At 71.3% G+C, this 26,987-nt stretch carries 23 protein-coding genes and 1 pseudogene; 7 read left to right on the top strand and 17 right to left on the bottom strand.

What is annotated here, in order from left to right:
- Positions 1-3: 3 nt before the first annotated feature.
- Genes serA through JDY09_RS04435 form a run of 4 tightly spaced genes read right to left on the bottom strand, consistent with a single transcriptional unit; the run spans position 4 to position 5,398 of the window.
- A complete protein-coding gene (serA, locus tag JDY09_RS04450) occupies positions 4-1,674 on the bottom strand; it encodes a phosphoglycerate dehydrogenase (RefSeq protein ID WP_274717854.1) in 1,671 nt (556 codons plus the stop codon).
- The gene (locus JDY09_RS04445) at positions 1,671-2,861 is read right to left on the bottom strand and encodes a pyridoxal-phosphate-dependent aminotransferase family protein (RefSeq protein WP_274717853.1); all 1,191 of its coding nucleotides are present in this window, start codon (positions 2,859-2,861) and stop codon (positions 1,671-1,673) included. The genes serA and JDY09_RS04445 overlap by 4 nt, the downstream gene beginning before the upstream one ends.
- 51 nt (positions 2,862-2,912) lie before the next feature.
- Positions 2,913-3,914: a ketol-acid reductoisomerase gene (gene ilvC / locus JDY09_RS04440; RefSeq protein ID WP_274717852.1), complete on the bottom strand. Its 1,002-nt coding sequence runs from the start codon at positions 3,912-3,914 to the stop codon at positions 2,913-2,915.
- 11 nt (positions 3,915-3,925) lie between these two features.
- Positions 3,926-5,398: an AMP-binding protein gene (locus tag JDY09_RS04435; protein WP_274717851.1), complete on the bottom strand. Its 1,473-nt coding sequence runs from the start codon at positions 5,396-5,398 to the stop codon at positions 3,926-3,928.
- A gap of 47 nt (positions 5,399-5,445) precedes the next feature.
- Here JDY09_RS04435 and menB point away from each other — a divergent pair, with 47 nt between their 5' ends.
- The 4 genes and pseudogenes from menB to menD form a co-directional block, all read left to right on the top strand.
- Positions 5,446-6,348 (top strand): 1,4-dihydroxy-2-naphthoyl-CoA synthase, encoded by a 903-nt coding sequence (menB, locus tag JDY09_RS04430; protein WP_274717850.1) that lies wholly within the window; start codon positions 5,446-5,448, stop codon positions 6,346-6,348.
- Complete coding sequence (locus JDY09_RS04425; protein WP_274717849.1) at positions 6,345-7,253, top strand: 1,4-dihydroxy-2-naphthoate polyprenyltransferase; 909 nt, start codon at positions 6,345-6,347, stop codon at positions 7,251-7,253. The genes menB and JDY09_RS04425 overlap by 4 nt, the downstream gene beginning before the upstream one ends.
- A 13-nt stretch (positions 7,254-7,266) precedes the next feature.
- A complete protein-coding gene (locus JDY09_RS04420) occupies positions 7,267-8,325 on the top strand; it encodes a mandelate racemase/muconate lactonizing enzyme family protein (protein ID WP_274717847.1) in 1,059 nt (352 codons plus the stop codon).
- A pseudogene (menD, locus tag JDY09_RS04415) lies at positions 8,322-10,088 on the top strand (2-succinyl-5-enolpyruvyl-6-hydroxy-3-cyclohexene-1-carboxylic-acid synthase); the annotation flags it as partial. The gene JDY09_RS04420 and the pseudogene menD, both read left to right, overlap by 4 nt.
- Positions 10,089-10,260: 172 nt before the next feature.
- Here the strand turns inward: menD and JDY09_RS04410 are convergent.
- From JDY09_RS04410 to JDY09_RS04365, 10 genes are all read right to left on the bottom strand, one after another.
- Positions 10,261-11,697: an isochorismate synthase gene (locus JDY09_RS04410; protein WP_274717845.1), complete on the bottom strand. Its 1,437-nt coding sequence runs from the start codon at positions 11,695-11,697 to the stop codon at positions 10,261-10,263.
- Positions 11,698-11,705: 8 nt separating this feature from the next.
- Complete coding sequence (gene ilvN, locus JDY09_RS04405; protein ID WP_274717843.1) at positions 11,706-12,263, bottom strand: acetolactate synthase small subunit; 558 nt, start codon at positions 12,261-12,263, stop codon at positions 11,706-11,708.
- Between the two features lie 13 nt (positions 12,264-12,276).
- Entirely contained in the window at positions 12,277-13,959 is a 1,683-nt protein-coding gene (ilvB, locus tag JDY09_RS04400; protein ID WP_274717841.1) for a biosynthetic-type acetolactate synthase large subunit, read from the bottom strand.
- A 75-nt stretch (positions 13,960-14,034) separates the two neighbouring features.
- Complete coding sequence (locus JDY09_RS04395; protein WP_274717839.1) at positions 14,035-14,325, bottom strand: hypothetical protein; 291 nt, start codon at positions 14,323-14,325, stop codon at positions 14,035-14,037.
- A gap of 4 nt (positions 14,326-14,329) precedes the next feature.
- Entirely contained in the window at positions 14,330-14,506 is a 177-nt protein-coding gene (locus tag JDY09_RS04390; protein ID WP_274717838.1) for a hypothetical protein, read from the bottom strand.
- A 76-nt stretch (positions 14,507-14,582) separates the two neighbouring features.
- Positions 14,583-15,554 carry a GNAT family N-acetyltransferase gene (locus JDY09_RS04385; protein ID WP_274717837.1) on the bottom strand — a complete coding sequence of 324 codons (972 nt, stop codon included), beginning with the start codon at positions 15,552-15,554 and terminating at the stop codon, positions 14,583-14,585.
- Positions 15,551-16,996, bottom strand: coding sequence for an Asp-tRNA(Asn)/Glu-tRNA(Gln) amidotransferase subunit GatB (gatB, locus tag JDY09_RS04380; RefSeq protein ID WP_274717836.1), 1,446 nt, complete (start codon positions 16,994-16,996; stop codon positions 15,551-15,553). Before gatB ends, JDY09_RS04385 begins: the two co-directional genes overlap by 4 nt.
- Positions 16,993-18,420, bottom strand: coding sequence for an Asp-tRNA(Asn)/Glu-tRNA(Gln) amidotransferase subunit GatA (gene gatA, locus JDY09_RS04375; RefSeq protein ID WP_274717835.1), 1,428 nt, complete (start codon positions 18,418-18,420; stop codon positions 16,993-16,995). Before gatA ends, gatB begins: the two co-directional genes overlap by 4 nt.
- Positions 18,420-18,707, bottom strand: a complete 288-nt coding sequence (gene gatC, locus JDY09_RS04370) for an Asp-tRNA(Asn)/Glu-tRNA(Gln) amidotransferase subunit GatC (protein WP_274717834.1) — start codon at positions 18,705-18,707, stop codon at positions 18,420-18,422. Before gatC ends, gatA begins: the two co-directional genes overlap by 1 nt.
- A gap of 21 nt (positions 18,708-18,728) precedes the next feature.
- Positions 18,729-19,235, bottom strand: coding sequence for a hypothetical protein (locus JDY09_RS04365; RefSeq protein ID WP_274717833.1), 507 nt, complete (start codon positions 19,233-19,235; stop codon positions 18,729-18,731).
- A 62-nt stretch (positions 19,236-19,297) separates the two neighbouring features.
- Here JDY09_RS04365 and JDY09_RS04360 point away from each other — a divergent pair, with 62 nt between their 5' ends.
- On the top strand, positions 19,298-20,536 hold the full coding sequence (locus JDY09_RS04360) for a hypothetical protein (RefSeq protein WP_274717832.1): 1,239 nt from the start codon (positions 19,298-19,300) through the stop codon (positions 20,534-20,536).
- A gap of 64 nt (positions 20,537-20,600) precedes the next feature.
- Here JDY09_RS04360 and JDY09_RS04355 read toward each other — a convergent pair whose 3' ends face one another.
- The 3 genes from JDY09_RS04355 to JDY09_RS04345 form a co-directional block, all read right to left on the bottom strand.
- The gene (locus tag JDY09_RS04355) at positions 20,601-21,530 is read right to left on the bottom strand and encodes a short-chain dehydrogenase/reductase (RefSeq protein WP_274717831.1); all 930 of its coding nucleotides are present in this window, start codon (positions 21,528-21,530) and stop codon (positions 20,601-20,603) included.
- 98 nt (positions 21,531-21,628) lie between these two features.
- Positions 21,629-22,492, bottom strand: a complete 864-nt coding sequence (gene folD / locus JDY09_RS04350) for a bifunctional methylenetetrahydrofolate dehydrogenase/methenyltetrahydrofolate cyclohydrolase FolD (protein WP_274717830.1) — start codon at positions 22,490-22,492, stop codon at positions 21,629-21,631.
- Between the two features lie 11 nt (positions 22,493-22,503).
- Positions 22,504-24,753, bottom strand: coding sequence for an ATP-dependent helicase (locus JDY09_RS04345; protein WP_274717829.1), 2,250 nt, complete (start codon positions 24,751-24,753; stop codon positions 22,504-22,506).
- A 62-nt stretch (positions 24,754-24,815) separates the two neighbouring features.
- Here JDY09_RS04345 and JDY09_RS04340 point away from each other — a divergent pair, with 62 nt between their 5' ends.
- Positions 24,816-25,964, top strand: a complete 1,149-nt coding sequence (locus JDY09_RS04340; RefSeq protein ID WP_274717828.1) for an MFS transporter — start codon at positions 24,816-24,818, stop codon at positions 25,962-25,964.
- A gap of 4 nt (positions 25,965-25,968) precedes the next feature.
- Entirely contained in the window at positions 25,969-26,961 is a 993-nt protein-coding gene (locus tag JDY09_RS04335) for a queuosine salvage family protein (protein ID WP_274717827.1), read from the top strand.
- Positions 26,962-26,987 lie beyond the last annotated feature (26 nt).

The following is a 26,987-nucleotide window of genomic DNA, read 5'->3' as shown; positions in this document are numbered from 1 at the left end:
GAGCTACAGGTCGACCGAGCGCCCCTCGTAGAAGCCCTCGGCTTGTAGCACCTCGTGCAACACCCCCGGCGGCACGGGCTGGTCGGTGGTGACGACCATGACTGCCACATCGTGGCCGCTGCCCTCGCCCTCCTCGGGATGGCGACCGACCGCCGCCGAAACGATGTTGATGCCGTGACGTCCGAAGACCTGCCCGACGTGGCCGAGCATGCCCGGCTGGTCGCGGTAGCGGAACAGCGCCAGATGGCGCTCGAGCTGAACGTTGAAACGCTGCCCCCAGGCTTCGAGCAGGTGCGGGCGGCTGCGCGTACCGAGCACAGTGCCGACGACACGCACCGCGCGGCCGTCGGACCGCACGGTGATGCGGACGAGATCGGTGAAGTCGCGCGCCCGCGCCTCCTTCAGCTCGGACACGCCGATGCCGCGCTCCTCGGCCAAAGCCGGAGCGTTCACGAGGTTGACGTCTTCCTCGGTGCGCCCCCGCAGGATGCCTTCGAGCACGGCGACGGTGAGCAGCCGCGTGTCGCGCTCGGCGATGCGACCGCGCGCCTCGACCTCGACGCGCTCGATCGCCGCACCGCCTGCTAGCTCCACGGCGATCCTGCCGAGGTCGCGACAGAGCGGTACGAACGGTCCCAGCAGCTCGAGATCCTCGGCCGCTACCGCCGGCACGTTGACGGCGGTGGTGACGACCCCGCCCGTCAGCGCGGCGACGACCTGCTCAGCCGTTTGTACGCCCGCGCGGTCCTGCGCCTCGGCTGTCGATGCACCGAGGTGGGGGGTGACGACGACGTTCTCGTACCTGAAGAGACGGTGCTCGGTGAGCGGCTCGTCGGGAAAGACATCGAGGGCAGCGCCGGCGAGCTTGCCCGAGTCGAGCGCCGCGCAGAGCGCGTCGAGGTCGACGAGCTCGCCGCGTGCGCAGTTGACCAGGTAGGCGCCGTCGCGCATCTGCGCAAACGCCTCGGTACCCACCATCCCCTCGGTCTCGGGGGTGCGCGGCAGGTGCAGGCTCACGAAGTCGGCCTGGCGGTACACGTCCTCGGGACGTTCGGCGCGCTCGGCCCCGAGCTCGCGGAAACGTTCGTTCGACACGTACGGGTCGTAGGCGACGACGCGCATCCCGAACGCCCGTGCCCGCGCCGCCACGAGCCGGCCGATGCGGCCGAAACCGAGGATGCCGAGCGTCTTCTCGTACAGCTCGCTGCCCGAAAAGCGGGAACGCTCCCAGCGCCCGCCGACAAGCGACGCGTGCGCCTGGGGGATACGGCGTGCGACCGCGAGCATCAAAGCGACCGTGTGCTCGGCGGCGGCGATCACGTTCGATTGAGGGGCGTTGCAGACGATGATCCCTCGCCGCGTCGCCGCCTCGACGTCGACGTTGTCGACGCCGATGCCGGCGCGGCCGATCACCTGCAGGCGGGTGGCGCGAGCGATCAGGTCGCTGTCGAGGCGCGTCCCCGAACGGATGACGATGCCGTCGAACTCGCCGATCCGCTCGCGCAGAGTGTCGGCGTCCCAATCGGTGCCGACGACGACGTCGAAGTGGCGCGCTAGGAGGTCGATCCCGGACTGGGCGATCTTCTCGGCCACGAGCACACGCGGTCGCGCGCCCGGGTCGTCGCCCGTCGCCGCGTGCGCGTTGCTCGCGGTTTTCGCGCCGGCGTCGCTCACGCCACCCGGCCGGCGGCCACACCGGCCTCGAGGAACACGCGCTGCGCTGCGGCAACACCGCTGCCCAGCTCGAGCTCGTAGCCGAGCTCGCTGAGGGTCATCTCGAGCGCGGCGATCGTCGTGACGATGTCGAACGCGCCAAAGTAGCCGCAGTGTGCGATGCGAGCGATCTTGCCCTTCAGCTTGCCTTGCCCGCCCGCGATCGTGACGCCGTACTTGTCGCGCATCAGCTTCGGTATGCGCGCACCTTCGATCCCTTCAGGCACGCGCATCGCCGTGACCACGTTGGCACCGTCGTCGTCGGGTCCGAACAGCTCGAGGCCAAGAGCCTTGACCGCGGCGCGCGTCGCTCTGCCGAGCAGGCGGTGGCGCTCGAGCACGCGCTCGAGCCCCTCCTCCTCGATCAGCGCGAGCGCCGCGTCGAGTCCGAGGATCAAGCTGACCGCCGGGGTGAAGGGGCTATCGGGGGGATCCTTGCGTTGGCCCTTGACGGTGCGCGTCCAGTCGAAGTAGTAGCGGCCTCCCGGCTGCTCGGCGGCGTGGGCGAGAGCGCGCTCGTTGACGCTCGTAAGCCCCAGGCCGGGCGGGGCCATCAGCGCTTTCTGGGAGCCCGAGACCACCACATCCAGACCCCACTCGTCTTGCTCGCACGGCACCGCACCGAGCCCCGACACAGCGTCGACACAGATCAAGGCGCCGTGGCTGTGGGCGACGTCGGCGAGCGCTCTGACGTCGTTGACGACACCCGTCGACGTCTCGGACAGCGTGGTGAACACGACGCGGGCACCGCCGGCGCGTGCCAGCGTGGCGTCGAGCTCGGCCGGGTCGACCTTGTTGCCCCAGCCGGCGTCGTAATGAACGAGCTCACCACCGAACGCCTGGCAGAGCTCCGCCCACCGCTCACCGAACTTGCCGCAGCTTGCGACCACGCAGCGCTCGCCCGGGCGAACGAGGTTCGCCACGGCCGACTCCATCGCTCCCGAGCCGGACGAGGCAAAGACGAGCACGTCGTTCTCGGTGCGGAAGACGCCGCGCAGACGCTCGAGCACGCGCGCGTACACCTCGATGAAGGCGGGCGCACGGTGGTACAGCATGGGCTGCGCCATCGCCAGCTCCACCTCGGGCGGGAGCGGCGTCGGACCTGCCGTCATCAAGTAACGCTTGACGTAGGGGTTGGGCGCAGCCATCGCTCGGCGAGATTACCTGAGGTCTTCGCTCACCTATCTACGCGGCAAGTCTCAGTCACGCTCAGGCGACTGCTCGGCAATCCAGGGCATCATCGCGCGCAGCTCGCGTCCCACCTGCTCGATCTGGTGACGCTTGCCCTCCTCGCGCAGGCGCTGGAAGTTCTCGCCCCCGGCGCGGTTCTCGGCGATCCATTCGCGCGCGAACTCGCCGGACTGGATCTCGGCGAGGATTTCCTTCATCGCCCGCCGCGACGCCTCGCCGATCACCCGCTTGCCGCGCGTGAGATCGCCGTACTCGGCGGTGTTGGAGATCGAGTGCCGCATCCACGAGATGCCGCCCTCGTACATGAGGTCGACGATCAGCTTCATCTCGTGCAGGCACTCGAAGTACGCGAGCCGCGGGTCGTAGCCAGCTTCGACGAGCGTTTCGAAACCGGCGCGCACGAGTTCGGTGAGGCCGCCACAGAGCACCGCTTGCTCGCCGAATAGGTCGGTTTCGGTCTCTTCGCGGAAGGTGGTCTCGATCACGCCCGCGCGGGTGCAGCCGATCCCCTTCGCGTAGGCGAGCACGAGGTCGCGGGCGTTTCCGGTGGCGTCCTGGTGGACGGCAGCGAGCCCGGGAACGCCCTTGCCCTCCTGGAACTGGCGACGAACGAGGTGCCCTGGTCCTTTGGGAGCGACCATGCCGACGTCAACCTCGCTCGACGGCTCAATCTGGCCGAAGTGGATCGAGAAACCGTGCGCGAAGAGCAACAGGTTGCCGGGGGCGATGCCGTCTTTGATCTCGCGCTCCCAGGCCTCGGCTTGGCGCTCATCCGGGATCAGGATCATCACCACGTCGCCGGCGCTGGCGGCGTCGGCGACGTCGAGAACACGCAGACCCTCGCGCTCGGCTTCGGCGCGCGACGCCGAGCCTGGCCGCAGGCCGACGACAACGTCGACGCCGGAGTCGCGCAAGTTCAGCGCGTGCGCGTGGCCCTGCGACCCGTAGCCGATGATCGCGACGGTCTTACCTTCGAGCTTGCCGAGATCGGCATCCTGGTCGTAGATCATCGTCCGGCACTCTATCCCTCGCGCTCGGCGAAGTCGCGCGCGGTGCGCGCAAGCTCGCCGCGATCGAGCTTGCCGAGCGCGGTGCGCGGCAAGGCGTCGGCGAAGAAAATGCGTTTCGGGACTTTGTAGCGCTCGAGCTGCGCGCGGCAGTGGGCGCGCAGCGCCTCGACCAGGCCGCGAGCGTCGTGGCCATCGCCCACCGCCGCGGCGGGCACGACGACAGCTACCACCGCTTCCCCCCACTCGCGGTCCGGCACACCCGCGACCCCCGCCTCGCGCACCGCGGGGTGCGACTCGAGCGTGCGCTCTACCTCCTCGGGCGAGACGTTCTCGCCGCCGCTGATTATCAGGGTCTTCAGGCGACCGTGCACGCGCAAGCGGCCCCTGCTGTCGAGCTCGCCGAGATCGCCGCTGCGTAGCCAGCCGTCGGCCGCACAGCAGGCCGGCGACACCATCTCTCCACGAATCAGGATCTCTCGGCTGCCAGGGTCGACAGCGAGCTCGACGCCGGGCAGCGGCCGCGCCCACTCTTCGCCCGGACCGGCCACAGCTACAAGTGACGCGGTTTCGGTCATCCCGTAGGTGCGGTAGACGGGGATCCCGGCCGCCGCCGCCCGCTCCAAAAGATCGCGGTCGACCGCGCTGCCGCCGAGGAGAACGCAACGGGGGCTGCGCGCCCAGCGCCCGGGCAGGCGATCGAGCAGCCGCCTCAGCATCGTCGGGACGAGCGAGCAGTGGCTGATCTCGCCCGAGCGCAAGCGCGCCGCGACGCGCTCCGCGTCGAAGCGCTCGTGAAACTCGACGGCAGCGCCGCTCACGGCGGCGCGAAACAGGATCGACAACCCGCCGACATGGAAAAGCGGCAGCACGCAAAGCCAGCGGTCGCCGCTGCCCGCGCGCAGCGCCTGACAGGCGGCACGTGCGCTCGCCAGGTGCTGGCGAGCCCAAAGCGGAACAAGCTTCGGCCGGCCGGTGGTACCCGACGTTCGTAGGATCGTCAGCGGCGGGCCCTCGGGCGCTGCGTCCCAGCTAGCACCGCCGGGCACCGACGTCGGCGCGCCGACGCGCCGCGCCCCATCGAGAGGGCGTGCGGCGAGCTCGAGCGGAGGATCGCCGCCGGGCGCAGCCACAGCCACCTTCTCGATCACGAACCCCGCCCCGGCGCTTCGAGCCGCACGTTGCCGCAGCTCGGCGGGGCTGTCCGGATCGAGCGCGACGATGCTCGCTCCAAGCGCGTGCGCCGCCCAGAGCAGGATCGCGGCCGCGGGACCGGGCCGCAGCGCCGCGGCGACGCGACTGCCGCACCCCACACCGGCATCTGCGAGCTCACCGCTCGCCCGATCGACCAGGGCGGCGAACTCAGCTTGCTCGATCGTTCGCTCGCCGTCCGTAATCTCGGCGAGAGGGGGCAGCGCGAGCGTCGTCGCTCGCGCCTCGGTCGGCCCGTCAGCGGCGGACGCGGAAGTGCGCTGCGCTCGCGGCACGGCGCAAGGATCGCAGCGGCGGCAGCTCGGTATCGTTCTCGGCCGCGATGGCAACCGTCGACCGCGAAGCGCGCGCAGCGTGGGCAGCCGAGCAGGCTAAGCGCTCGATCCTCCCCGGCGCCGACTGGAAACCGGGCGCCAGCTACGAGGACATCCGCTACGAGCTGGCCGACGGGATCGCCAAGATCACGATCGACCGGCCCGAGGTGCGCAACGCGTTCCGGCCCAAGACGGTCGTCGAGATCGCCGACGCTTTCGAGCGGGCGCGCGAGGACCCCGATGTCGGCGTCGTGATCCTCACCGGAGAGGGCCCGTTGGCGTTCTGCTCCGGCGGCGACCAGCGCGTGCGCGCCGATTCGGGGTACGTCGGCCAGGAGGACGAGGCCGGCCGCCGCGGGGTCGGCCGTTTCCACGTCACCGACCTGCATTTGCAGATGCGGCGGCTGCCGAAACCGATCGTCGCGATGGTCGCCGGCTACGCGGTCGGCGGCGGCCATGTTCTGCACCTTCTGTGCGATCTGACGATCGCGGCCGACAACGCCCGCTTCGGGCAGAGCGGCCCGCGCGTCGGCAGTTTCGACGGTGGCTACGGGGCTGGTCTCTTGGCGCGCACGATCGGCCTCAAGCGTGCCAAGGAGATCTGGTTTTTGTGCCGGCAGTACGACGCCGAACAGGCACTGCGCATGGGGCTTGTCAACGCTGTCGTTCCTCTCGAGCAGCTGGAGATCGAGACCGTGCGCTGGTGCCGGGAGATGCTCGAGCTCTCGCCGTTCGCGCTGCGCCTTTTGAAGGCGAGTTTCAACGCTGCCGACGACGGCCTCGCTGGTATCCAGCAGCTCGCGCACGACGCCAACCTGCTCTTCTACATGAGCGAAGAAGCGCAGGAAGGGCGGGACGCCTACCTGGAAGGGCGCCGCCCCGACTTCGGCCGCTTCCCGCGCCGCCCGTGACCGGCGCAGCGGCGCGCGTGCCTACGGGAACGCTGCGGCTGTGGCTGCTGGCGATCCGGCCGCGCACGCTGCCGGCGTCGATCGCTCCCGTGCTGGTGGGTACCGCCCTGGCGGTGCACGACGGCGTCTTCCATCCGCTGCGCTTCGCCGCTGCTCTCGCCGGATCGATCTTGATCCAGATCGGCACCAACCTGGCCAACGACTACTCCGACGCGCGCCGCGGCGCCGATCGCGAGGACCGGCTCGGTCCGGTGCGCGTAACGGCGGGCGGGTTGATGCCACCGCGGCGCGTGCTCGCCGGCGCATGGGTCGCTTTCGCAGCCGCGGTCGGCTGTGGCCTCTATCTCACCGCCGTCGCCGGTATCTGGGTGCTCGTGATCGGTGTCGCTTCGATCATCGCCGGTGTCCTCTACACCGGCGGCCCGCGTCCCTACGGCTACGCGGGGCTCGGCGAGCTGTTCGTCTTTGTCTTTTTCGGACTCGTCGCGGTCGGCGGCTCGTACTACGTGCAGAGCGAGCGACTCGCGACGGCGAGCCTGCTCTTGGCCGTGCCGGTCGGTCTGCTCGCTGCCGCGATCCTCGTCGTCAACAACGTCCGCGACCTCGAGAGCGACCGTCGCGCCGGCAAGATCACGCTCGCGGTTCGCCTCGGCCGCCGCCGCACCCGTCGTCTTTACATCGCCTGCGTGGCCACGGCGCTCGTGCTGCCGGGCGTGTACGTCGCAGCGGGCGAGCTGCCGCCACCCACCCTCGCGAGCCTTCTCGCCGCACCCCTAGCGCCACCCCCGCTGCGTGCCGTCGCGAGCGCGACCGACGGGCCGACGCTCAACCAGGCGCTTGCAGCCACAGGGCGGCTGCTCGCCGTGCACTCGGCGCTGCTCGCGGTCGGTCTGCTGGTGGCGTGAGCGACGATCGGCGATGAGCTTGGTCGAGCGTCGGGTCTGGCGACTGGCGGTACCGCTGCGCGAACCGTTCATCACCGCCACCGGGGTCGTGACGCAACGCGAGCTGTTCCTGCTCACCCTCGAGGAGGACGGCGCGTGCGGGATCGGGGAAGCCGCACCGTTGCCCGAACACGACGGCAGCGACCCGCGGCAAGCGCTCGAAGCGCTCACGACGCAGCGGGGACGCCGCCCACCGGCGGCGCGCGCCTGCGAGGAGATCGCCCGCCTCGACCTCGAGGCGCGCCGCGAGGGGCGCACGCTGTGTCGCCTCGGAAGCGACGCCGTGCCGGTCAACGTCACGCTCGCCGCCGGACCCCCAGCCGAGGTCGCCGAGCACGCACGCCGGGCGGTCGAGGCCGGGTTCTCGACATTCAAGTTGAAGGTCGGTTTGCCCGACGACAGCGAGCGCGTCGCCGCGGTTCGACACGCTGTCGGCTCGTGGCCGGCGCTGCGCGTCGATGCCAACGGCCGCTGGAGCGTCGAGCAGGCGGTGGCTGCGATCCGTGCGCTCGAGCGTTTCGATCTGGAGCTTGTCGAGCAACCGTGTGCGACGCTCGAGGAGCTGCGCGAGGTGCGCTCGCGCGTGTCGGTGGCGATCGCCGCCGACGAGTCGATCTGCGACGCTGCCGACGTCGAGCGGGCAGCCGCGCTCGAAGCCTGCGACGCCGTTTGCATCAAGCTGCAGCGCGCCGGTGGTATCGGGCCGGCGCGGGCGGCGATCGAGCGCGCCCGCGAGCGCGGCCTCGAGCCCTACCTTGCGAGCATGCTCGAAGGACCGTGGGGGATCGCCGCGGCGCTGCAGCTCGCGTCCGAGCAGCAGCTGCGTCTCGCTTGCGGGCTGGCGACACTAAGCCTCTTGGACGGCCCGGTGACGGAACTGCTCGGCGCGCCGGAAGCCGGCGTACTCGCAGTGCCCGACGGGCCGGGGCTGGGCGTCCCCTGCGACCCTGGCACCCTCGCGCGCCTCGGCGCCGAAGTGCTCGCGGTCACCGAGTTGGGGCGCCGGGGTCGGCGGAGCGGGAGGTCACGATGAGCCACGGACCGGCGCCGTGGCCGCCTGCTGGCTGGGCTACCGACAGCGTCTACGGCGGCATCGTCGCGTTCGTCGACGAGCTCGCGCGAAGCGGAGTGGCGCTCGCGGTGGTCGCGCCCGGATCGCGCAACGCGCCGCTCGCACTTGCCCTCGCCGCCCACCCCGATGTGCGGTCGGTGTCGGTGCTCGACGAACGCGCGGCCGGGTTTTTCGCCGTCGGTGCGGCGCGCGCCTGTGCTCGACCCGCTGCGGTCGCGGTCACGTCGGGCACGGCAGTGGCGAACCTGCACCCGGCGATCGCCGAGGCCGACCAAGGCAACGTTCCACTGCTGGCGCTCACCGCCGATCGGCCGCCCGAGCTGCGCGACACCGGCGCCGGCCAGGCGATCGACCAGCTCGGGATCTTCGGGCGGGCGGTGCGTTGGTTCGTCGACGCCGGCAACCACGCAGCGACGCCCGAGGCCCTGGTCTACCACCGCTCGCTGGCGACCCGCGTCCATGCGCGCACGCTGGCCCCTCGCCCCGGGCCGGTGCACGTCAACTTTCCCCTGCGCGAACCGCTCGCTCCGCCGCCACCCGGCAGCGGGAGCGACGATCCCGCCCGCGGCGGTGCGGTTGCGGCCGACGAGACTGCGCTCGCCGGCCGCAGCGGTGGAGCTCCGTGGCATCGAGTCGTGCGGGGGTTGCCGCTGCCCGACGAGGCGGAGCTCGACGCGCTCGCCGCGGAACTCGCGCGCATCGAGCGCGGACTGATCGTGGTCGGCCACCTCGGCGCAGGGACGGTTTCGGCATCGCGCGAGCGCTCGGACGCGAGCGCGTCCGAGGCGCTCGGCTGCGCCCGTATCTTGCGCCTCGCCGCACGGCTCGGATGGCCGCTCCTGGCCGAGCCGACGTCGGGCGCAAGGATCGGCCCGGACGCCGATCCGTCCGTCGTCTGCCACTACGACCTATTCCTCAGCGACCCGGAAATCGTCGCGGCGCTCGAGCCCGAGCTGGTGCTTCGCTTCGGCGAGACGCCGACCTCGAAGACGCTGCGGGCCGCCTTGGCACGCTGGCCACAGCTCGTTTGCGACCCGTGGCTAGCCTGGCACGAACCGACGAGACGCGCCGAACGCGTCGTCCAGGCCGCACCGGACGCGCTCGTCGCGGCGCTGCTCGCGCGCCTCGACGAGCGCGGTGAGCACCGTGAGCGCGCGAGCGCAACCGGCGGCGCGAGCCGTTGGCAAGCGATTTGGACGGCCGCCGAGCGTGCGACGCGCGACGCTCTGGCCGGCTCCGAGCGCGACGCGTTCAGCGAGCCCGCGGTCGCGCGCGCCCTCACCGCCGCGATCGGTGACGGATCGCTCCTGTGGCTGTCGAGCTCGCTGCCGATCCGCGCGGTCGAGACCTTCGTCGGGCCGCGCGCCGCTGACGTCGTGGTGCTCGCCAACCGGGGCGCGAACGGCATCGACGGCGTCGTGTCGGCTGCGGCCGGCGCGGCGCTCGCGAGCGGTCGCAGGCTCTACCTATTGATCGGCGAACTCGCTCTGTTGCACGACCTGGGAGGTCTCCTCGCTGCACGGCGGCTAGGGCTGGAGCCGACGATCGTCTGCGTCAACAACGCCGGCGGCGGCATATTCGAGTTCCTGCCCGTCGCAGCGAGCGCACCGCCGCCGCTCTACGAAGAGTTCATCGCTACCCCGCACGACCTTGACTTCGCGGCGCTCGCGCAGCTCGCCGGCCTCGAGCTGCGCGAGCCGGCGGGCAGCGACGAGCTCTCCAGGGCGCTCGACGAGCCGGGCCTCATCGTCGTGCACTGCGATCGTCGAGTGACGCGCAACGCTTGGAGCGCACTGCGCGAACGCGCTGTAGCCGCCGCGCGCGCGGCGCTCGGGCTCTGAGCGGCCCCGGCTGCCGCATCCGCGCAGCCGCTGCCGCATCCGCGCAGCAACACGCTCAGCCGAAGAGCGGCAGCACCGCCGCGAGCTTGGCCTCGGTTTCGGCGAGCTCGGCGGCAGGGTCCGACTCGGCGACGATCCCACACCCGGCGTAGAGCTCGGCGCTCGTGCCGCGCACCAGCGCACAGCGCAGTGCGACGGCCAGCTCGCCCCCGCCGTCGCGGTCGATCCAGCCGATCCCGCCCGCGTACCACCCGCGGTCGATGCCCTCGAGCGCCGGCACGAGCCGCGCCGCCGCGGCGCGCGGCTCCCCCCCGATCGCGGGGGTCGGATGGAGGCGCTCGGCGAGCTCGAACAGCGTCACCGGCTCGCGCAGCTGCGCGCGTATCGGGGTCGCCAGGTGCTGCACGTTGTGCACGCGCACGAGCTGCGGTTCGGCGGCGACCGTCACCCACACCGCTAGCGGCTCGAGGTTGCGCGCTATCCGTCGCGCGACGATCTCGTGCTCGCGGCGCTGTTTGGGGTCGCGCGCGAGCTGCTCGCCGAGGTGACGGTCGACGGCCGGGTCGGCGCTGCGCCGCGCGGTGCCGGCGAGCGCCACTGTCTGCACCCGCAAACCGTCGCGCCGCACGAGCAGTTCGGGGGTGGCACCGACGAAGCTCGCGTCGGCGGCGCCGACGAGGTACGTGTAGCACGCTGGAAACACCTCGCGCAAAGCGCAGTAGAGCGCGAGTGGATCGATCGCGCTGCGCGTGTCGACCCGCACCGCCCGCGCGAGAACGACCTTCTCGGCCTCGCCCGCGCGCAGCAGCGCCGTGGCGCGGCGCACCGCCTCCTCGAAGTGTTCGGGCGCCAGCACGCTCGTGATCCGTGGCCGCGACAAGGGATCGGGATCGAGCAGCGGCGCCGCCAGCCGCACGTCGAGCAGTCGCGCGACGGCGTCGGCGCGCGCGCCGACCGCCGCTGCATCACTGGCGGCCTGCAGTACGAGCCAAGAACGGCCGCCTTCGCGGACGATCGCTACCTCGGGAAAGACGAAGTCGAGAGCGCCGAACCCGTCCCACTGCGGCGTCGTCGGGCCACTGTCGGCGAAAGCGAACCCGCCCACAGCGACCGGCACCGCCAGCGGCAGCGCCCCGCCGCCGTCGCCGTGGGCGACAGCAGCACCGGCCACCGCCTCGCGCCAGCGCCCCGCGGCCGCGGCGAAACGGCCGGGACCGGCGCTCCGTACGCGCCGTACCACGCCCGTTCCCGCCACAGCGAACCCCGCGCGATCAGGCACCTCGAACGCGAACCACCGCTCGCCCGGCTGCCGCAGGCGGGCGACCGCCAGCGCCGGGTCGAGCGCCGCCGGCAACTCGCGCACCGCACACACGAGGCCGCCGCGCGTGCGCGCCCGCCTCGCCGCATCGCTGTCAAGCAGCGTCAAAAGGTCGCGGGCGAAAGGTCCGTGGTGCGCCTCGCTACGCACCCCGGAGCGATCGCTGTCCGCCACGTTTCCGGCTAGGTCGCGGAGCGGCCGCGCGCCACGGCGATTTCGCCGGTGCGCACCATCTCGATCAGGCCGAAGGGTTTGACCAGCTCTTCGAACGCCTCGATCTTGTCGTCGGTGCCGGTGAGCTCGACGACCAGCGAGCGGCGCGAGATGTCGACGATCCTGCCACGGAAAATCTCGGCGAGCTGCACGACCTGGTCGCGGCTCTCGGCGTCGGCCGCGATCTTGAAGAGGGCGAGCTCTCGGCGCACGCTCTCCTCGGGCGCCAGATCGCGGATCTTGATCACGTTCACGAGCTTGTGCAGCTGCTTGGTGACCTGATCGATCGGGTGCTGAGCACCGTCGACGGTGAGCGTGATCCGCGACAGCGTCTGGTCCTGCGTGGGACCGACAGCGAGCGAGTCGATGTTGAAACCGCGGCGCGCGAACAGGCCGGCGATGCGCGCCAGCACACCGGGTTTGTTCTCTACCAACAGCGACAGCGTGTGGCGGCGACCGGTGCGCAGTCCGCCCGTCGCCTCGAGGCGGTCGAGGTCGAGGATCTCGCTGGTCGCCGGCTCGCCCACGCTCGTCCCTCGCCTACCCCACCATCTCGCGCGCCGGTGCGCCGGCGGGGATCATCGGGAAGCAGTTCTCCTCGCGCGTGACATGGATGTCGAGCACCACCGGGCCGTCGTGGGCGATCGCCTCGCGCATCGCGTCGGCCAGCTCGTTCTTGTCGGTGCAGCGCATCCCCTTGCAACCGAACGCCTCGGCGAGCTTCACCCAGTCGGGGCTTGGTCCCATCTCGACCGCACAGTAGCGGCGGTTCCAGAAGAGCTCTTGCCACTGCCGGACCATCCCGAGGTAGCCGTTGTTCATGATGAACACCTTCACCGGGATGTTCTCGGTGACGCAGGTGGCGAGCTCTTGCACCGTCATGATCAACGAGCCGTCGCCGGCGACGCAGATCACCGTCTCGTCGGGGCGCGCCACCTTGGCGCCCATCGCCGACGGCAGCCCGAACCCCATCGTCCCGAGACCGCCGGAGTTGATCCACTGACGCGGCCGCTTGAACTTGTAGTACTGGGCGGTCCACATCTGGTGCTGACCGACGTCGGAGGTGATGATCGCGTCGCCGCCGGTCACTTCGTAGAGCGTCTCGATCATGCGCTGCGGCTTGATCTCGCCATCGGGCGTCTCGTCGTAGCGCAGCGGGTACTTCTTCTGCCAGCCACGGATCCGTTCCCACCAGGCGTCGAGACGCTTGGGGTCGGCGCCGAGCGCGCGGTACTCAGCGGTGAGTTTCGGCAGCACCTTCTTGGCGTCGCCGACGATCGGGATGTGGGCGGGAACGTTCTTTGAGATCTCGGCCGGATCGATGTCGATGTGCACGAACTTGGCACGCGGCGCGAACTCCGAGAGTTTGCCCGTCACGCGGTCGTCGAAACGGGCGCCGACGGCGACGATCAGGTCGGCCTCGTCCATCGCGTAGTTGGCGGTGCGCGTGCCGTGCATGCCGAGCATGCCGAGGAACTGCGGGTGGTCGCCGGGCAGCGCCCCCAGCCCCATCAGCGTCAGCGTTACCGGGAAGTTGTCGGAGGTGCAGAACTGGCGGAACTCCTCGGCCGCGTTGGCGTTGATGATCCCGCCGCCGCCGTAGATCACCGGCCGTCTGGCGTGCGCGAGCGCTTTGGCAGCGAGCCGGATCTGCTTGGCGTTCCCCTCTGTCGTCGGCTGGTAGCCGGGCAGCGAGATCTTGTCGAGATCGATCGGCTCGTAGGGGATGTCGGCGCGCGACAGATCTTGCGGGATGTCGACGAGCACGGGACCTGGCCGCCCTGTGCGGGCGATGTGGAAAGCCTCGTGGATCGTGCGCGGGATTTCGCGCGGATCCTGGATCAGGAAGGAGTGCTTGACGATCGGCATCGTGATGCCGGTCACGTCGGCTTCCTGGAAGCCGTCGGTGCCGATCAGCTCGGTGCGCACCTGCCCGGTGATGAACACGCACGGCACCGAGTCCATGTGCGCGTCCGCAATCGCCGTGACAAGGTTGGTGGCGCCGGGACCGGACGTCGCAAGCGCCACCCCGACCTTGCCGGAAGCCTTCGCGTAACCCTCGGCCGCGTGACCCGCGCCCTGCTCGTGGCGGCACTGGATGTGGCGGATGCCGGCGTCGTAGAGCGCGTCGTAGGTGGGCAGGTTCGCGCCGCCAGGAATGCCGAAGAGGTGCTCGACCCCCTCGGCCTTGAGACACTCGATGATCGCGTCGACAGCTCGCATTGCCGCTCGCCCGCCCGCACTCGCCGCCGGCGGCGTGCGCGAGTCTACCAGCGCGGAGCGGCTTCGCTGCGCCGCTCAGCCGCGGGCGTCGCCGCTCTCGTCAGAGGCGAATTCGGGCGGCGGGAGGTCGAGACCGCAGCGCATGCACACCTGATCGTGGATCGCCAGCGAGGCGCCGCAGCCCGGGCACGGGCGGCGTGGCAGCGCCCGCTCGTTGCGGTAGAGAACGGCGGCGAGCGTGCCAAGCAATGGGACCGCCGCTCCGACCAGGAACCAGATCCAGAACGAGCTCCCCTTGATGCGCCCGATCACACCCGCCGACAGTCCGCAGAAGAACGCGATCACGACGTAGGCGCCGCCTTCCACCCCCTTACCTCCAGACGAGAAGCAGGTAGGCGAGCGCGGCGACGACGAGCGCTCCGAGCGCCAGCCACAAGAGTGTCGCGACGAGGCCGACCGCCACCTTGAAGGCGACCCACCCGCCGACGACGACGAGCGCTACCAGCGCCCCGCGCCGAACGAGCGCCCTGCCAGCCGAACCGCCCATCGTGGCGCTAAGCAAAGCACGAACGCCACCCCTCGCGACCACAGCGGTCGCGGGCGACACGGCGCGCGGCGAGCGCTCAGAGCAGTGCCGGCGGTTGAACAGGCAGATAGCGGTCGAGGGCCGGGCAGGGAACCGAGCTCAGGATCCAGCTCGGCCAGTGGAGGCGAAAACCAAGCAGGCGCAGCCGCCGCAAAAGCCACCACGCGGGCGTGGTGCACTGGATCGCCAGCTCGGGAGCGTCGCAGGCGCTCGCCACCCGGTCGAGCGCCGCCAGCACGACGGGTACGAGGTCCTCGGGACGACGTGCGACCGCCGGCCCGACGTCGCCGTCGGCGCTCACCCAGCAGACAGCGTCGGGGCGACCGTCGCCCGCGACAACACCCAGCGCTACCCGATCGCGGGCGAACCACTCGTGCAGCCAAGGCCGTGCGTAACCGAGCGCGCTCTCCTCTAGCGCCGCCCAGGTGTCGAGCGCCGTGCCGGCCTCGAGCACGTGAACGGGCGCTGGATCCTCGTCGACGACCTCGGCGGCGCGCCGTTCGCGGTAAAGCGCCGAGGGGATGCGCAAGTGCCAGCGCCCGGCCACAGGCATCACGCCGAAAGACAGGTAGAGGTTGAGGTCGGCCGCGGTTCCCGGCACGAACGCCAGCCGGCCGAGGTCGGGCGTCGGCGTTCCCGGCCACAGCTCGGCGAGCAGCGCCTGGCCGAGCCCGCGTCGTGCGTACTCGGGCGCCACCACCACCTCGAGCGCCTCGTCCATCGTCTCGAAACGCGTCGTGCGCGCCACTGCGATCAGCTCGCCCGCGCGCTCGCAAACGACGAAGCGGGCGCCGGGCTGTGCTTGTAGGAAAGCCTGCAGCGCACTCTCGCGCTCCCAGTCCCGCCCGCCGGGAGCGCCGTACCACGGCTCGATCCCGCGCGCGCGCAGCTCGCGGTCGACGACCGCGCGCGCGAAGTCGCGCGCCCGCCGCAGTTCGCTGCCGCGCGCTGTGCGCAACTCGCAGCCAGCGAGGTCGATCTTGTCCCGCTGCGAGAGCTCGTCGCTCACAGGCCCAGCTTCTCGCGCACGAGCCGCTGGACCTCGGCACCGTCGGCGCGGCCGCGAGTGGCGCGCATCACCGCGCCCACGATCGCTCCCACCGCTTGCACCTTGCCGGCGCGGATCTTGGCAACGGCGTCGGCGTTTTCGCGAATTGCCTCGTCGACGATGCTGTCGAGCTCGTCGCTAGCCGCCATCTCGAGGCCGAGCTCTTCGACGATCTTGTGAGGATCGCCGCCAGTGGCAACGAGCCGGTCGAGCACGTCCTTGCCGGCCGCCGCCGAGATCCGCCGCTGCTGGACAAGCGACACGAGCTGGGCGAAGGCCTCGGCGGTGAGCGGCGAAGCCGCTGGGTCGCCGTCACCGACTCGCGCCGCGAGTTCGTTGACCGTCCAGTTTGCGAGGGCGCGTGCGTCGACACCGTCGCCGGCGGCAAGCGCTAACTCGAAAAAGTCGCCGAGCTCGAACCGGAAAGCGAGCAGGCGGGCAGTGTCGGCGGCGAGACCGAGCTCGCGCTGGAAGCGTTCGGCGCGCTCGGCCGGCAGTTCCGGCAGCGCCTGGCGTGCGCGGGCGATCATGTCCTCGGTCGGCACCAGGGGCACCAGGTCGGGCTCGGGGAAGTAGCGGTAGTCGTGCGCCTCCTCTTTCGAACGCAGCGGCGCGAGGGTGCCGCTGCGGGGATCGAAGTGGAGCGTCTCTTGCACCACCGGCTCGCCGGCTGAGAGAAGCGCTCGCTGGCGCTCGATCTCGGCAGCGAGCCCGCGCTCGAGGAAGCGGAACGAGTTCATGTTCTTGAGCTCGGTCTTGGTGCCGAGCTCGCTGCTGCCGGCCGGGCGCACCGAGACGTTGGCGTCGATCCGCAGCGACCCCTCCTCCATGTTCACGTCCGAGACGCCGAGGCGCCGCAGTGTCGCCTGTAGCAGACGCCCGAACTCGGCCGCTTGCTCGGGCGAGCGCAGGTCGGGCTCGGTGACGATCTCGACGAGCGGCGTGCCGCCCCGGTTGAAATCGACGATCGACGCTTCCGCGCCGTGGATCCGCCCCGAGCTCGAAGCGTGCACGAGCTTTGCGGCGTCCTCCTCGAGGTGCACACGGTGGATGCGGACGTCGCCGAGGCGGCCGTTGCGTCCGAGCGGCTCGTCGTACTGGCTGATCTGGTAGCCCTTGGGAAGGTCGGGATAGAAGTAGTTCTTGCGGTGGAAGAGCCCGCGCGGCGCGATCTCGCACCCGAAGGCGAGGGCGATCATCAGCGCGAAGTGCACCGCCTCGCTGTTGGGCACCGGCAGCGCTCCGGGGAGCCCAAGGCACACCGGGCAGGTGCGGGTGTTCGGCTCCTCGCCGAAGGAGAGCGGGCAGGAACAGAACATCTTGGTGCGCGTCGCCAGCTGGACGTGGATCTCGAGCCCGATGACCGGCTCGAACTCCACCCGTTCTCCCACCGCCGCACTCATGCGGGTTTCACCTCCACCTCCCGCGGCACGCCCTCGAACGCGAGCGCTTGCTCGAGGGCGTGCGCCACCTCCAGCACGCGGTTCTCCGAGAACGGCGGCCCGGCGATCTGCAACCCGACGGGCAGCCCGTCGGAGAGCCCCGCCGGAATCGAGATCGCCGGGATGCCGGCGAGCGACATCGGCACCGTGCAGACGTCGGAGAGGTACATGGCGAGCGGATCGGAAACCCGCTCGCCGAGGCGGAACGCGACCGTCGGCGAGGTGGGCGAGACGACGAGATCGACGCGCGCGAAGGCGGCGCGGAAGTCCTCGACGATCTTCGTGCGCACGCGCTGGGCGGTGGCGTAGTAGGCGTCGTAGTAGCCGGACGAAAGCGCGTAGGTGCCGAGCATGATCCGCCGTTTCACCTCGGCGCCGAAGCCCGCGGCGCGGGTGTTCTCGTACATGGCGGTGAGGTCGTCGCCGTCGACGCGCAACCCGTAGCGGACGCCGTCGTAGCGGGCGAGGTTGGCGCTGGCCTCGGCCGGCGCCAGCACGTAGTAGGCGGAGATCGCGTAGGGAGCGTGCGGTAGGTGCACCTCTTCGACGCTCGCTCCGAGCTCCTCGGCGAGCGCTAGCGCCCGCTCGACGCATCCGCGCACGCCGCTCTCGATCCCCTCCCCCATCAGCTCCGCGACCACCCCGAGCCGCACACCGTCGAGGCGCTCGGCCTGCGGTACGAGCACGTCCTCGGGCAGACCGACCGATGTGGCGTCGGCAGGATCGCGACCCACCATGTGCCGCAACAGCAGCGCGCAATCGCGCACGTTGCGAGCGATCGGCCCCGCCTGATCGAGCGACGAGGCGAAGGCGATCATCCCGTGGCGCGAACACGCCCCGTAGGTCGGTTTGAGCCCCACGACGCCGCAGAGAGCGGCCGGCTGGCGGATCGATCCGCCGGTGTCGGTGCCGATCGCCCACGGCGCCAGACCGCCGGCGACGGCTGCCGCCGACCCGCCTGACGATCCGCCCGGAACCCGTTCGCGATCCCACGGGTTGCGCACCGGTCCGAAGGCCGAGTTTTCGTTCGACGAGCCCATCGCGAACTCGTCCATGTTGGTCTTGCAGAGCAGCGGCGCACCGGCCGCTTCGAGTAGTTCGACGACAGTGGCGGTGTAAGGCGGCACGTACCCCTCGAGGATCCGCGAGGCGGCGGTCGTCGGGACGCCATCGACACAGAAGATGTCCTTGACGGCGACGGGAACGCCGGCCAGCGGCGCTGCGCTGTCGACCGGCCGTCCGCTCTCGGCCACCCACAGGTAAGCGCCGAGAGGATCGCTGGCAGCGCGCTCGCGGTAGGTGTCGAAGACCTCGCGGGACGAGAGCTCGCCGCGGCGTATCGCGGCGATCAGCGCGTGGGCGTCGAGCGCGAGCAGCTCCTGCATCAGGACGTCCCAGGGCTCGGAACGCGGAAACCGCCCTCGGCGGCGTCGGGCGCCTGTGCGAGCACGCGGTCGCGGTCAAGACACTGGCCGGGCTCGTCCGGCCGCAGAACGTTGACGAGCTCGACGACGTGGCTGGTGGGCTCCACGCCCGCGAGATCGAGCTGCTGGATGCGCTCGACGTGCTCGAGAATCGTGCCGAGCTCGCGCGTGAAGCGCTCCACCTCCTCGTCGTTCAGCCGCAGACGGGCGAGGCGAGCGACGTGCAGAACCTGGTCGCGCTCTATCACGGCCCGCGATTCTACGTGCGTCTAGGTCTCGCGGCCGGTACCGGGCGAGGGGGGCGACGCTGTCGGCGATGGGGCGGGGATCCGTTCGACGTGCGGGTAGACGGCGGCGCTCGCGCGCGCACCGGTGTGGTCGCGGGGGTCCTCCGGCAACCCCAGACGCTCGTCGGCGAGCCCGCGGCCCAGGCCGACAAGCTCGATCCAGACGAGAGCGGCGGTGGCGAAATCGCCGCCTTCGGCGCTGCCGAGGTGGGTCAGAAGGTGCACGGTCGCAAACAGCGCTGCGATCAAGGTCACGGTGCCGGCACAAGCGGTGCCGGCCACGGGCAGCGGCGTGGTCGACGAAAGAGCGGTCGCAAGCCATGCGAACAGCGCCGCCGCCGCTGCGGCAAGCAGGAGGAGGTCGCGCACGCCGAGCTCGGCGAGCGCGCTGCTCTCGCCCTGCGCCGGCAGCGCGACGAGCGCCCAGACCAGGGCAACCGCGGCCCCCAGAGCAAGCCACTCGCCGCTGCGCAAGCGATCCAGGCGCACGGTTGGGCAGCCTACCCGCGGGCGGCGGGTACAGTCGGGCGGGACGATCGCAGGGAGGAGCGGTGCTACACAGCAAGGTAAGCCGGATCGCTGCGACGGTCGCGGTGGTGGCGCTGGGCGCCTTGTGCGAGCCGTCGGTGTTCGCGCAGGCAGCTGAAGCGTCGGCGCCGGCAGCGCGCCGAGCGGCCGCCGGCGACCCTGGGCCGCGCGATCCGGGCCGCTGGCTTTTGACCGGCTGGAGCGGTTTCCCGACCGACTACTGGCAGGGCGCGACGAGCGACGGGCGGTCGCTGTTTTTCACCGGTTTCTTCTCGGGGTTGTGGCGCACCACCCGGCAGGGGTTGCGCGTCGATGGCCGTCCCCAAGCAATCCCCGCCGACGTCGCTGCCGCCTACGGCTTCAACCACATCGGCGATCCGTCCTTCGACCGCGCCGGGGGCGGTCGCCTCCTGCTGCCACTCGAGTGCTACGTGCCCGGCCGCGGCAACACCTGTGGCCAGGGCGCTATCGCTGTCGCCGATCCCGACGATCTGTCGTGGCGCTACCTGGTACTGCTCGATCGCAGCGAGATCGCGAAAGCGATGTGGGTGGAGGTCGATCCGAGCGGCAAGTACGCCTGGACGTCGAGCGGTCGCGACCTCCTCGCCTACCGTACGAGCGCGATCGCTCGTTCCCACGCCGCGCCGCGCGGGGCTCCTCTGCGGGCTGCGCGCTGGCTGGTGGGCGCGGTGCCGCCGAGCGGTGTCACGGGCGGCGCGTTCGTCGGCAGCCGCCTGTTCCTCGCCGGCCAAGACGCGGGCTTCGCGATCTGGTCGATCGACACCACGAGCGGTGAGCGCCGGCTCGAGGTGGCGCTAGACGCTGTCGCCGGCGAGTCCGAGGGGCTCGTCACGACACGTGTGTTCGGCGGCGAGCTCAACTGGTTGATCGCTCCCCTCGCCACCCGTCCGACGTTCGGGCGCTGGGTGGCGATGTTGCACCTCGTGCGTGCGCGTGGACGACCGGGGCTGAAGGTCAGCGCGCGTCTCGTCAGCCAGCGGGGCGCGTTCGGCGGCGTGGGCCGGCAGGCCAAGGTGGTGGTGCGGGTCACTCGGCGCGGCCGGGCCGTCGCGGGGGCTGCTGTGACCTTTGCGGGCGCACGCGCTCGCAGCGATCGCCGCGGGCGCGCGCAACTCGTCGTGACAACAGCCGTCCCTGGCCGTTACGCCGCTCTGGCGAGGCATGGCGCGTTGCGCGGGATGTCGCAACGCATCGCGATCGGGCCGCCGGCACCGGCCACAGTGGCGCGGGCGCTCCCATAGCGCGTCGACGCTTGCCCGCCGCGCGCGGCGCTGGAGCCCGGCCTACCGACCTGACGAGGTGGCGCTAGCTCGCCTGCCCCGACCGTTCGGCGGTCTGCGCATCGGCGCTGTCACCGCCCGCTGGAACGGCGATACCCAGCCGCGGATCCTGCGCGGTGGCGACCACACGGGGGTCGGTCAGCCGCACCGCCTCGGCGACGTGACCGCGACGTACCGCGAGACGCTCGGACAGCGGCTGCAAGATCCCGCGCAGCGCGAGCATCGCCCCCACCCACCGAGGCGCCCACACGCGCGCCCTGCGCTCACGCACCGCGCGCTCGATCGTCGCCGCGGCCGCGTCGACCGGCAGCGGGCGCCGCAGGAAGTCGGGCATCGCTCGCTCGGCGACCTTGGTCGACGGATGCTCGAAACTGCGGCGGACGAGGTCGGTGTCGATGAAGCCGAAGTAGGCGCAGCCGACGCGCGTCCCGGTGGGAGCGAGCTCCTGGCGCAGACAGTTGGTGAACGCCTCGACACCTGCCTTCGACGCCGCGTACGCGCTCATCAGCGGGGCGTGAGCGGCCGCGGCCAGCGACGCCACCACGAGGACGTACCCGCGCCGCTCGACTACGTGCGGTAGCGCCGCTTTGACCGTGCGCACCGCACCGAACAGGTTGACCTCGAGTTCCCGCTCGAGCTGCTCGAGCGGCGCTGTTTGCACGGCGCCGATGAGGTGGATGCCGGCGTTCGCGACGACGACGTCCAAGCCGCCGAAGCGCTCGACCGTGGTTGCGACCGCGCGCTGAACCGCGTCGCTATCGGTGACGTCGGCCTCGAACCAAGCGGCGCGATCGCTGCCCAGCCGCTCGGCTAGCGCTCGCAACCGCGCCGGCTCCAGCCCTACGAGCGATAGCTTCGCGCCGCGCGCAGACAGCCGCTCGGCAGCCGCCGCCCCGATGCCGCGCGCTGCGCCTGTGATGAGTACAACCTTGCCTTCGACGTTCCAGTCGGCCACCCAGCCCCCTCCTCGGATGGTTACACGGAACAGTGTTACATAGTCGGGCTGGCTGTGTCCTCGCGCTCGGGACGCCAGGAGGTCCGCGGCGAGCGTGGTCAGGGGGCGGCTTTCGCGGTCGCAGCCTCTGCGGCGCGCAAGGTGTTGTCGAGAAGCATCGCCACCGTCATCGGCCCGACGCCGCCAGGGACAGGTGTGACGAGACGGGCGCGCGCGGCAACCGCGTCGAAGTCGACGTCACCGACGAGCCCCTCGGGCAGGCGGTGGATACCTACGTCGATCACCACCGCCCCGGGTTTGACGTAGTCGGCGCCGATCAGGCGCGGCACACCGGCGGCGACACAGAGCACATCGGCCCGTGCCGTGACGCGCGCTAGCTCGCGCGTGCGCGAGTGGCAGACGGTTACCGTCGCATTGCGCTCGAGCAGAAGCTGCGCGAGCGGCCGGCCGACAAGCTCCGAGCGACCGACGACGACAGCCTCCGCTCCGGTCAGGTCCACGCCGTAGGCGTCGAGCAGCTCGATCACCCCGCGCGGGGTGCACGGCCGCAGACCGGGGCGCCCCGTCACTAGCCGCCCTTGCGAGACGGTCGTGAGACCGTCCACGTCCTTGGCGGGATCGATGCGATCGATCAGTGCGGCAGCGTCAAGACCGTCGGGCAGCGGCAACTGCAACAGCACGCCGTGCACACGCGCGTCGGCGTTGAGCGCGTCGAGCGTGGCCGCCACCCGTTCCTCGCCAGCATCAGCCGGCAGGCGGTGGTCGAACGCGGCGATGCCCACCTCGGCACAAGCCTCTTGCTTGCGCCGCACATAGATCGCCGACGCCGGGTCGTCGCCGACGAGCACGGTCGCGAGCCCCGGCCGCGGCAGGCCGGCGCGGACGCGCTCGGCAACCGCCGCGCGCACCCGCTCGCGCACACGCGCGGCGACGCTACGTCCGTCGATCGCTGCTGCCTTCACGGCGCGGCAGGCTACAGCCGCCGCAGCTGTGCGTACTCGACCATCAGCCGCCGCTCGCTGCCGTCGGCCGCGAAGCGCACGAGCACCGTTCCATCGCCGCCGACGCCGATCACGACACCGCGACCGAACTTGGCGTGCTCGACGTCGTCGCCGACCGCGAAGCTGCGTGCCGGCTGGGTCTCGCGCGCCCCGTCCGCGCGCGGAGTGAACGAGGCGCTGGAAGCGATCTCTCCGCTGCCCGCGCCTCCCCCACCGCTGGCGCGCGTGGACGCTGCGAACGCCGGCGCACCGCCACCCACGGCGGTCGTCCACCGGCAGCAGTCGGCAGGCAGCTCGGCGAGGAAACGGCTCGGCAACGACCAGTCGCGCTGACCGAACAGCTGGCGGCTGCGCGCGTATGTCAGGTAGAGAAGGCGCCTGGCGCGCGTGATCGCGACGTAGCACAGCCGCCTCTCCTCGTCGACCTCGCCTCCGTCGATCGACCGTTGGTGGGGGAAGACACCCTCCTCGAGGCCGACGACGAAAACCGTGTCGAACTCGAGCCCTTTGGCGTTGTGCACGGTCATCAACGTCAGCTGCGATTCGCCGGGCGCGAGCTGGTCCTGCTCGGAGAACAACGCCACCTGCTCCAGGAACGCCTCGGCGGTGGGGTTCGCGCTCGTGCGTTCGAAGTCGCGCGCCGAGGAAACGAGCTCCTCGAGGTTCTCGATCCGCGCGTCGGCCTCGAACGTGCCCTCGTTGCGCAGCTCCTCGAGATAGCCCGACCGCTCGAGCGTTTCGGCCAGCAGATCGCCGACCCCGGCCCCGCTGTCGGCGAGCTCGCGCAGCTCCTCGATCAGCGTGGCGAAGCGCTCGAGCCCGCGGCGCGCACGTCCCGTCAAACCGGGCACCGACCCGGCGTCGAGCGCCACTTCGAGGACCGGGCGGCCGAGCGTCTGGGCGTGCGTCAGCACGCGCGCCTGCGAGCGCTCGCCGACACCGCGCGCCGGCACGTTCACGACGCGCCGGAACGCGACTTCGTCTGCCGGGTTGACGAGCAGGCTCAAATAGGCGAGCGCGTCCTTCACCTCGGCACGGTCGTAGAAGCGCATCCCGCCGAGCACGCGGTAGGCGATCGCGCGCTCGCGCAAAACGTGCTCGAGCGCGCGTGCGTGCGCGTGGGTTCGGTAGAAGACAGCGATCTCGCCGAGCGAGGCGCCCTCTTCCACGAGCCGCTCGACCTCGGCGGCGACGAAACGCGCCTCCTCGTGCTCGTCGCTGCACTCGACGACCCGCACCGGCTCGCCGCCACCGATCTCGCTGCGCAAGCGCTTGGGCTTGCGCTCGGGGTTGTTGGCGATGACGGCGTTGGCGGCCTCGAGGATCGTCGTCGTCGAGCGGTAGTTGCGCTCGAGCCTGATCACGCGCGCGTCGGGAAAGTCGCGCTCGAAGTCGAGGATGTTGCGCACGTCGGCGCCGCGGAAGCGGTATATCGACTGGTCGTCGTCACCGACCACGCAGACGTTGCGTCGCTCGCCCGCGAGCAAACGCAGCCAGCGGTACTGGGCGCGGTTGGTGTCCTGGTACTCGTCGACGAGGATCCAGCGAAACTGGTCGCGGTAGCGGTCGAGCACCGCCGGGGCTCGCTCGAACAGCTCGACGCAGCGCACCAAGAGGTCGTCGAAGTCGAGCGCGTTCGCCTGGTGCAGGCGCCGCTGGTAACGCTCGAACACGGCGAGCGGCTCCTCGCCACCGAAGCGCTCGGGTTCGGCGCGCAGCTCGGCGAGCGTAACGAGCTTGCTCTTGGCGTCCGAGATCCGCTGGCGCAAGCCACGCGGCGGGTAGCGGCGCGGGTCGAGCGCGAGCTCCTCGACGCACGCCCGCACCAGCCGCAGCGAGTCCTGCTCGTCGTAGATCGCGAACGATCGCGTGAAGCCGAGCTTGTCGGCGTGGGCGCGCAACATCCGCGTGCAGGCGGCGTGGAAGGTCATCACCCACATCGCGCGGGCGCTGTCGGGTCCGACCAGCTGGGCGACGCGCTCGCGCATCTCGCCGGCCGCCTTGTTGGTGAAGGTGATCGCGAGGATCTCGTGCGGACGCGCCAAGCCGCGTGCGAGGAGATACGCGATGCGGTGGACGAGGACGCGCGTCTTGCCGGATCCCGCGCCTGCGAGGACGAGCAGCGGCCCCCCGCCGTGCTCGACCGCCTCGCGCTGTTCGGGGTTCAAGCGCTCGAGGAGCGCAGGCGCGTCGGCGGTGGTCGGTTCGGCGGCGGTTGGCACAGCCGGAGAATAGATCTCGGCGCGGCGGCGGCCACCGCTCCGGCGCGGTACGGTTGCGCACCGTGCGCGCGCGAACGTTCCCGCTCTACGTCGGCGGCTTCCTCGGTCCCTTCGGCGGCGCGATCGTCGCCGTGATGGTGCCCGAGCTGCGGGCGGCGTTCGGCGCTTCGACCGCCGCGGTGGCGGCAGCGATTCCCGCCTACCTCGTTCCGTTCGCGGCGATCCAGCTCGTCTCGGGCACGATCGGCGAGCGGGTCGGCCGGCGCGAGGTCGTGCGTGCCGCCTATCTCGCCTACGCGGCGGCGTCGCTCGCCGCTGCCTTCGCGCCCACGCTAGGCGCTTTCCTCGCCGCCCGCGCCGGACAGGGGATTGCCAACGCCTTCCTGACGCCGCTCGTGCTCGCCGCGCTCGCCGACCACACACCGCCGCAGCGGCTCGGACGGGCGATGGGCACGTTCGGGGCCACGCAAACGCTGGCCGTCACCCTCTCGCCGCTGTGCGGCGGTCTCGCCGCGGCGGTCGACTGGCGGCTCGCTTTCCTCGCCCCGGCTGCGGTCGGCGCCGCCCTGGCCGTGGCAGCACCGCTGCCCGTGGCGCAGCGGCGTGCGGGATCGCCACCGCGCCTGCGAACGCTTTGCGATCGTCGCATCGCACTGCTCGCGGGTGCAGCTTTCGCTGCCTACATGAGCGTCACGGGCATGTCGTTCCTCGTCGCGCTGCGCGCCGGCGACGCTTTCGGTCTCGGCTCCGAGGACCGCGGCCTGTTGCTCGCTGCGTTCGGTGCCGCCGGTGTGCTCGCCGGCCGACCGGGCGGGATCCTCGTCGATCGCGTCGGTCGCGTGCCGGTAGCCGCGGCCGCGGCGACGCTCGCGGCGGCAGCGGTGGCGCTGCTCGGCGTCGCCGACTCGACGGCGGCGTTCGCTGCTCTCTGGTTTGCGGCCGGCGTCTTCTCGGCGCTGATGTGGGCCGCGCTCAACACCCTCGTCGTCGAGTCCGCTCCCGGCAACCGTGCCGGTGCCGCCTCGCTCGTTTCGGCCTTCAAGTTCGCCGGCCAGGCGGCGGCGCCGCTGGCGTGGCTACCGCTCTACCACCACGCTCCCGCCTCGGCCTTCGCCGCCGCGGCGCTGGTGGCACTCGCCACCGCGACGTTCGTGACGCCGCTGCGCCACGGCGGACGTGTGCGCGAGGTAGCGGGCGTGCGCGGAAGCTAGGCAGGTGGCGGCGCTCGATCGGCACGCTCGCGCGCGCGGCTCGGCGCAAGAGGAGGCCCCCGGTCTGCCGCCGCCTGGCGACGCGCCGCTCCCCGGCGACGATCTGCCCGAGCTGGTGCGCCGCTACTGCCGCGGGATAGTCGCGGCAGCTCGTTACGTGACGATCGACGAAAGCGGGCTCGAGCGCGCCGCTGAGCGCTGGGCGCAGGAAGGGCTCGCCAGCGATCCGCCTGCGCTCGACAGCGACGACCACTTTCTCGACGGCGGCCGCAGCGAGGTGTGCGCGTACCTCCTGACGCTCGACGCGATCAACTTCGGCTCCGGTTGGTTTCCGACGCTACGAAAGCGCCCTGGGCGTTCCGGGTACCGCACGATTGCTTCGGCGCTCGCCGACCACTTCCGCGCCCATGGCCCCTGGTCGAACGCCGAGCTGCGCGCGATCTCTGCCGAGACCGTGGCGCATGTGCTGGGACAGGATCCAGAGCACCCGCTGATGGCACTTTTCGCGCGGGCGCTGCGGGATCTCGGTGCGTTCCTCGGGGAGCGTGAGCCGCTCGCGGTGGTCGCGAGTGCCGACGGGTCAGCCAAACGGCTGGCGGCGACGCTGGCGCGCGCGATGCCGTTCTTCGACGACCGCGGTTTCTGGAAGCGCGCCCAGATCACGGCCAACGACCTCGCTCTCGCCAGTGTCGCGACGTTCGGAGATCTCGACGATCTGACGATCTTCGCCGATAACCTCGTGCCGCACGTGCTCCGTGTCGACGGGGTGCTTCGCTACGACCCCGCGCTCGCCGCACGGATCGACCGTGGCGAGCCGATTCCGGCCAACTCCCCGCCCGAGCGGGAGATCCGCGCCGCGGCCGTCTGTGCCTGCGAGCGACTGGCCGCGCTCGTGGGGCGCCCGCCCCGCGAGATCGATGTGTGGCTGTGGAACCGCGGGCAGGACCGCCGCTACAAGGCGCGGCCGCGCCACCGCACGCGTACCGTTTTCTACTAACCGCTTCAGCGATCGCGTGCAGCGAG

Origin of the sequence: Thermoleophilum album (assembly GCF_028867705.1) — a bacterium.
Classification (GTDB): Bacteria; Actinomycetota; Thermoleophilia; order Solirubrobacterales; family Thermoleophilaceae; genus Thermoleophilum.
The sequence above is the reverse complement of the archived record's forward strand: the minus strand, read 5'-3'. Positions and strand labels throughout refer to the sequence as shown.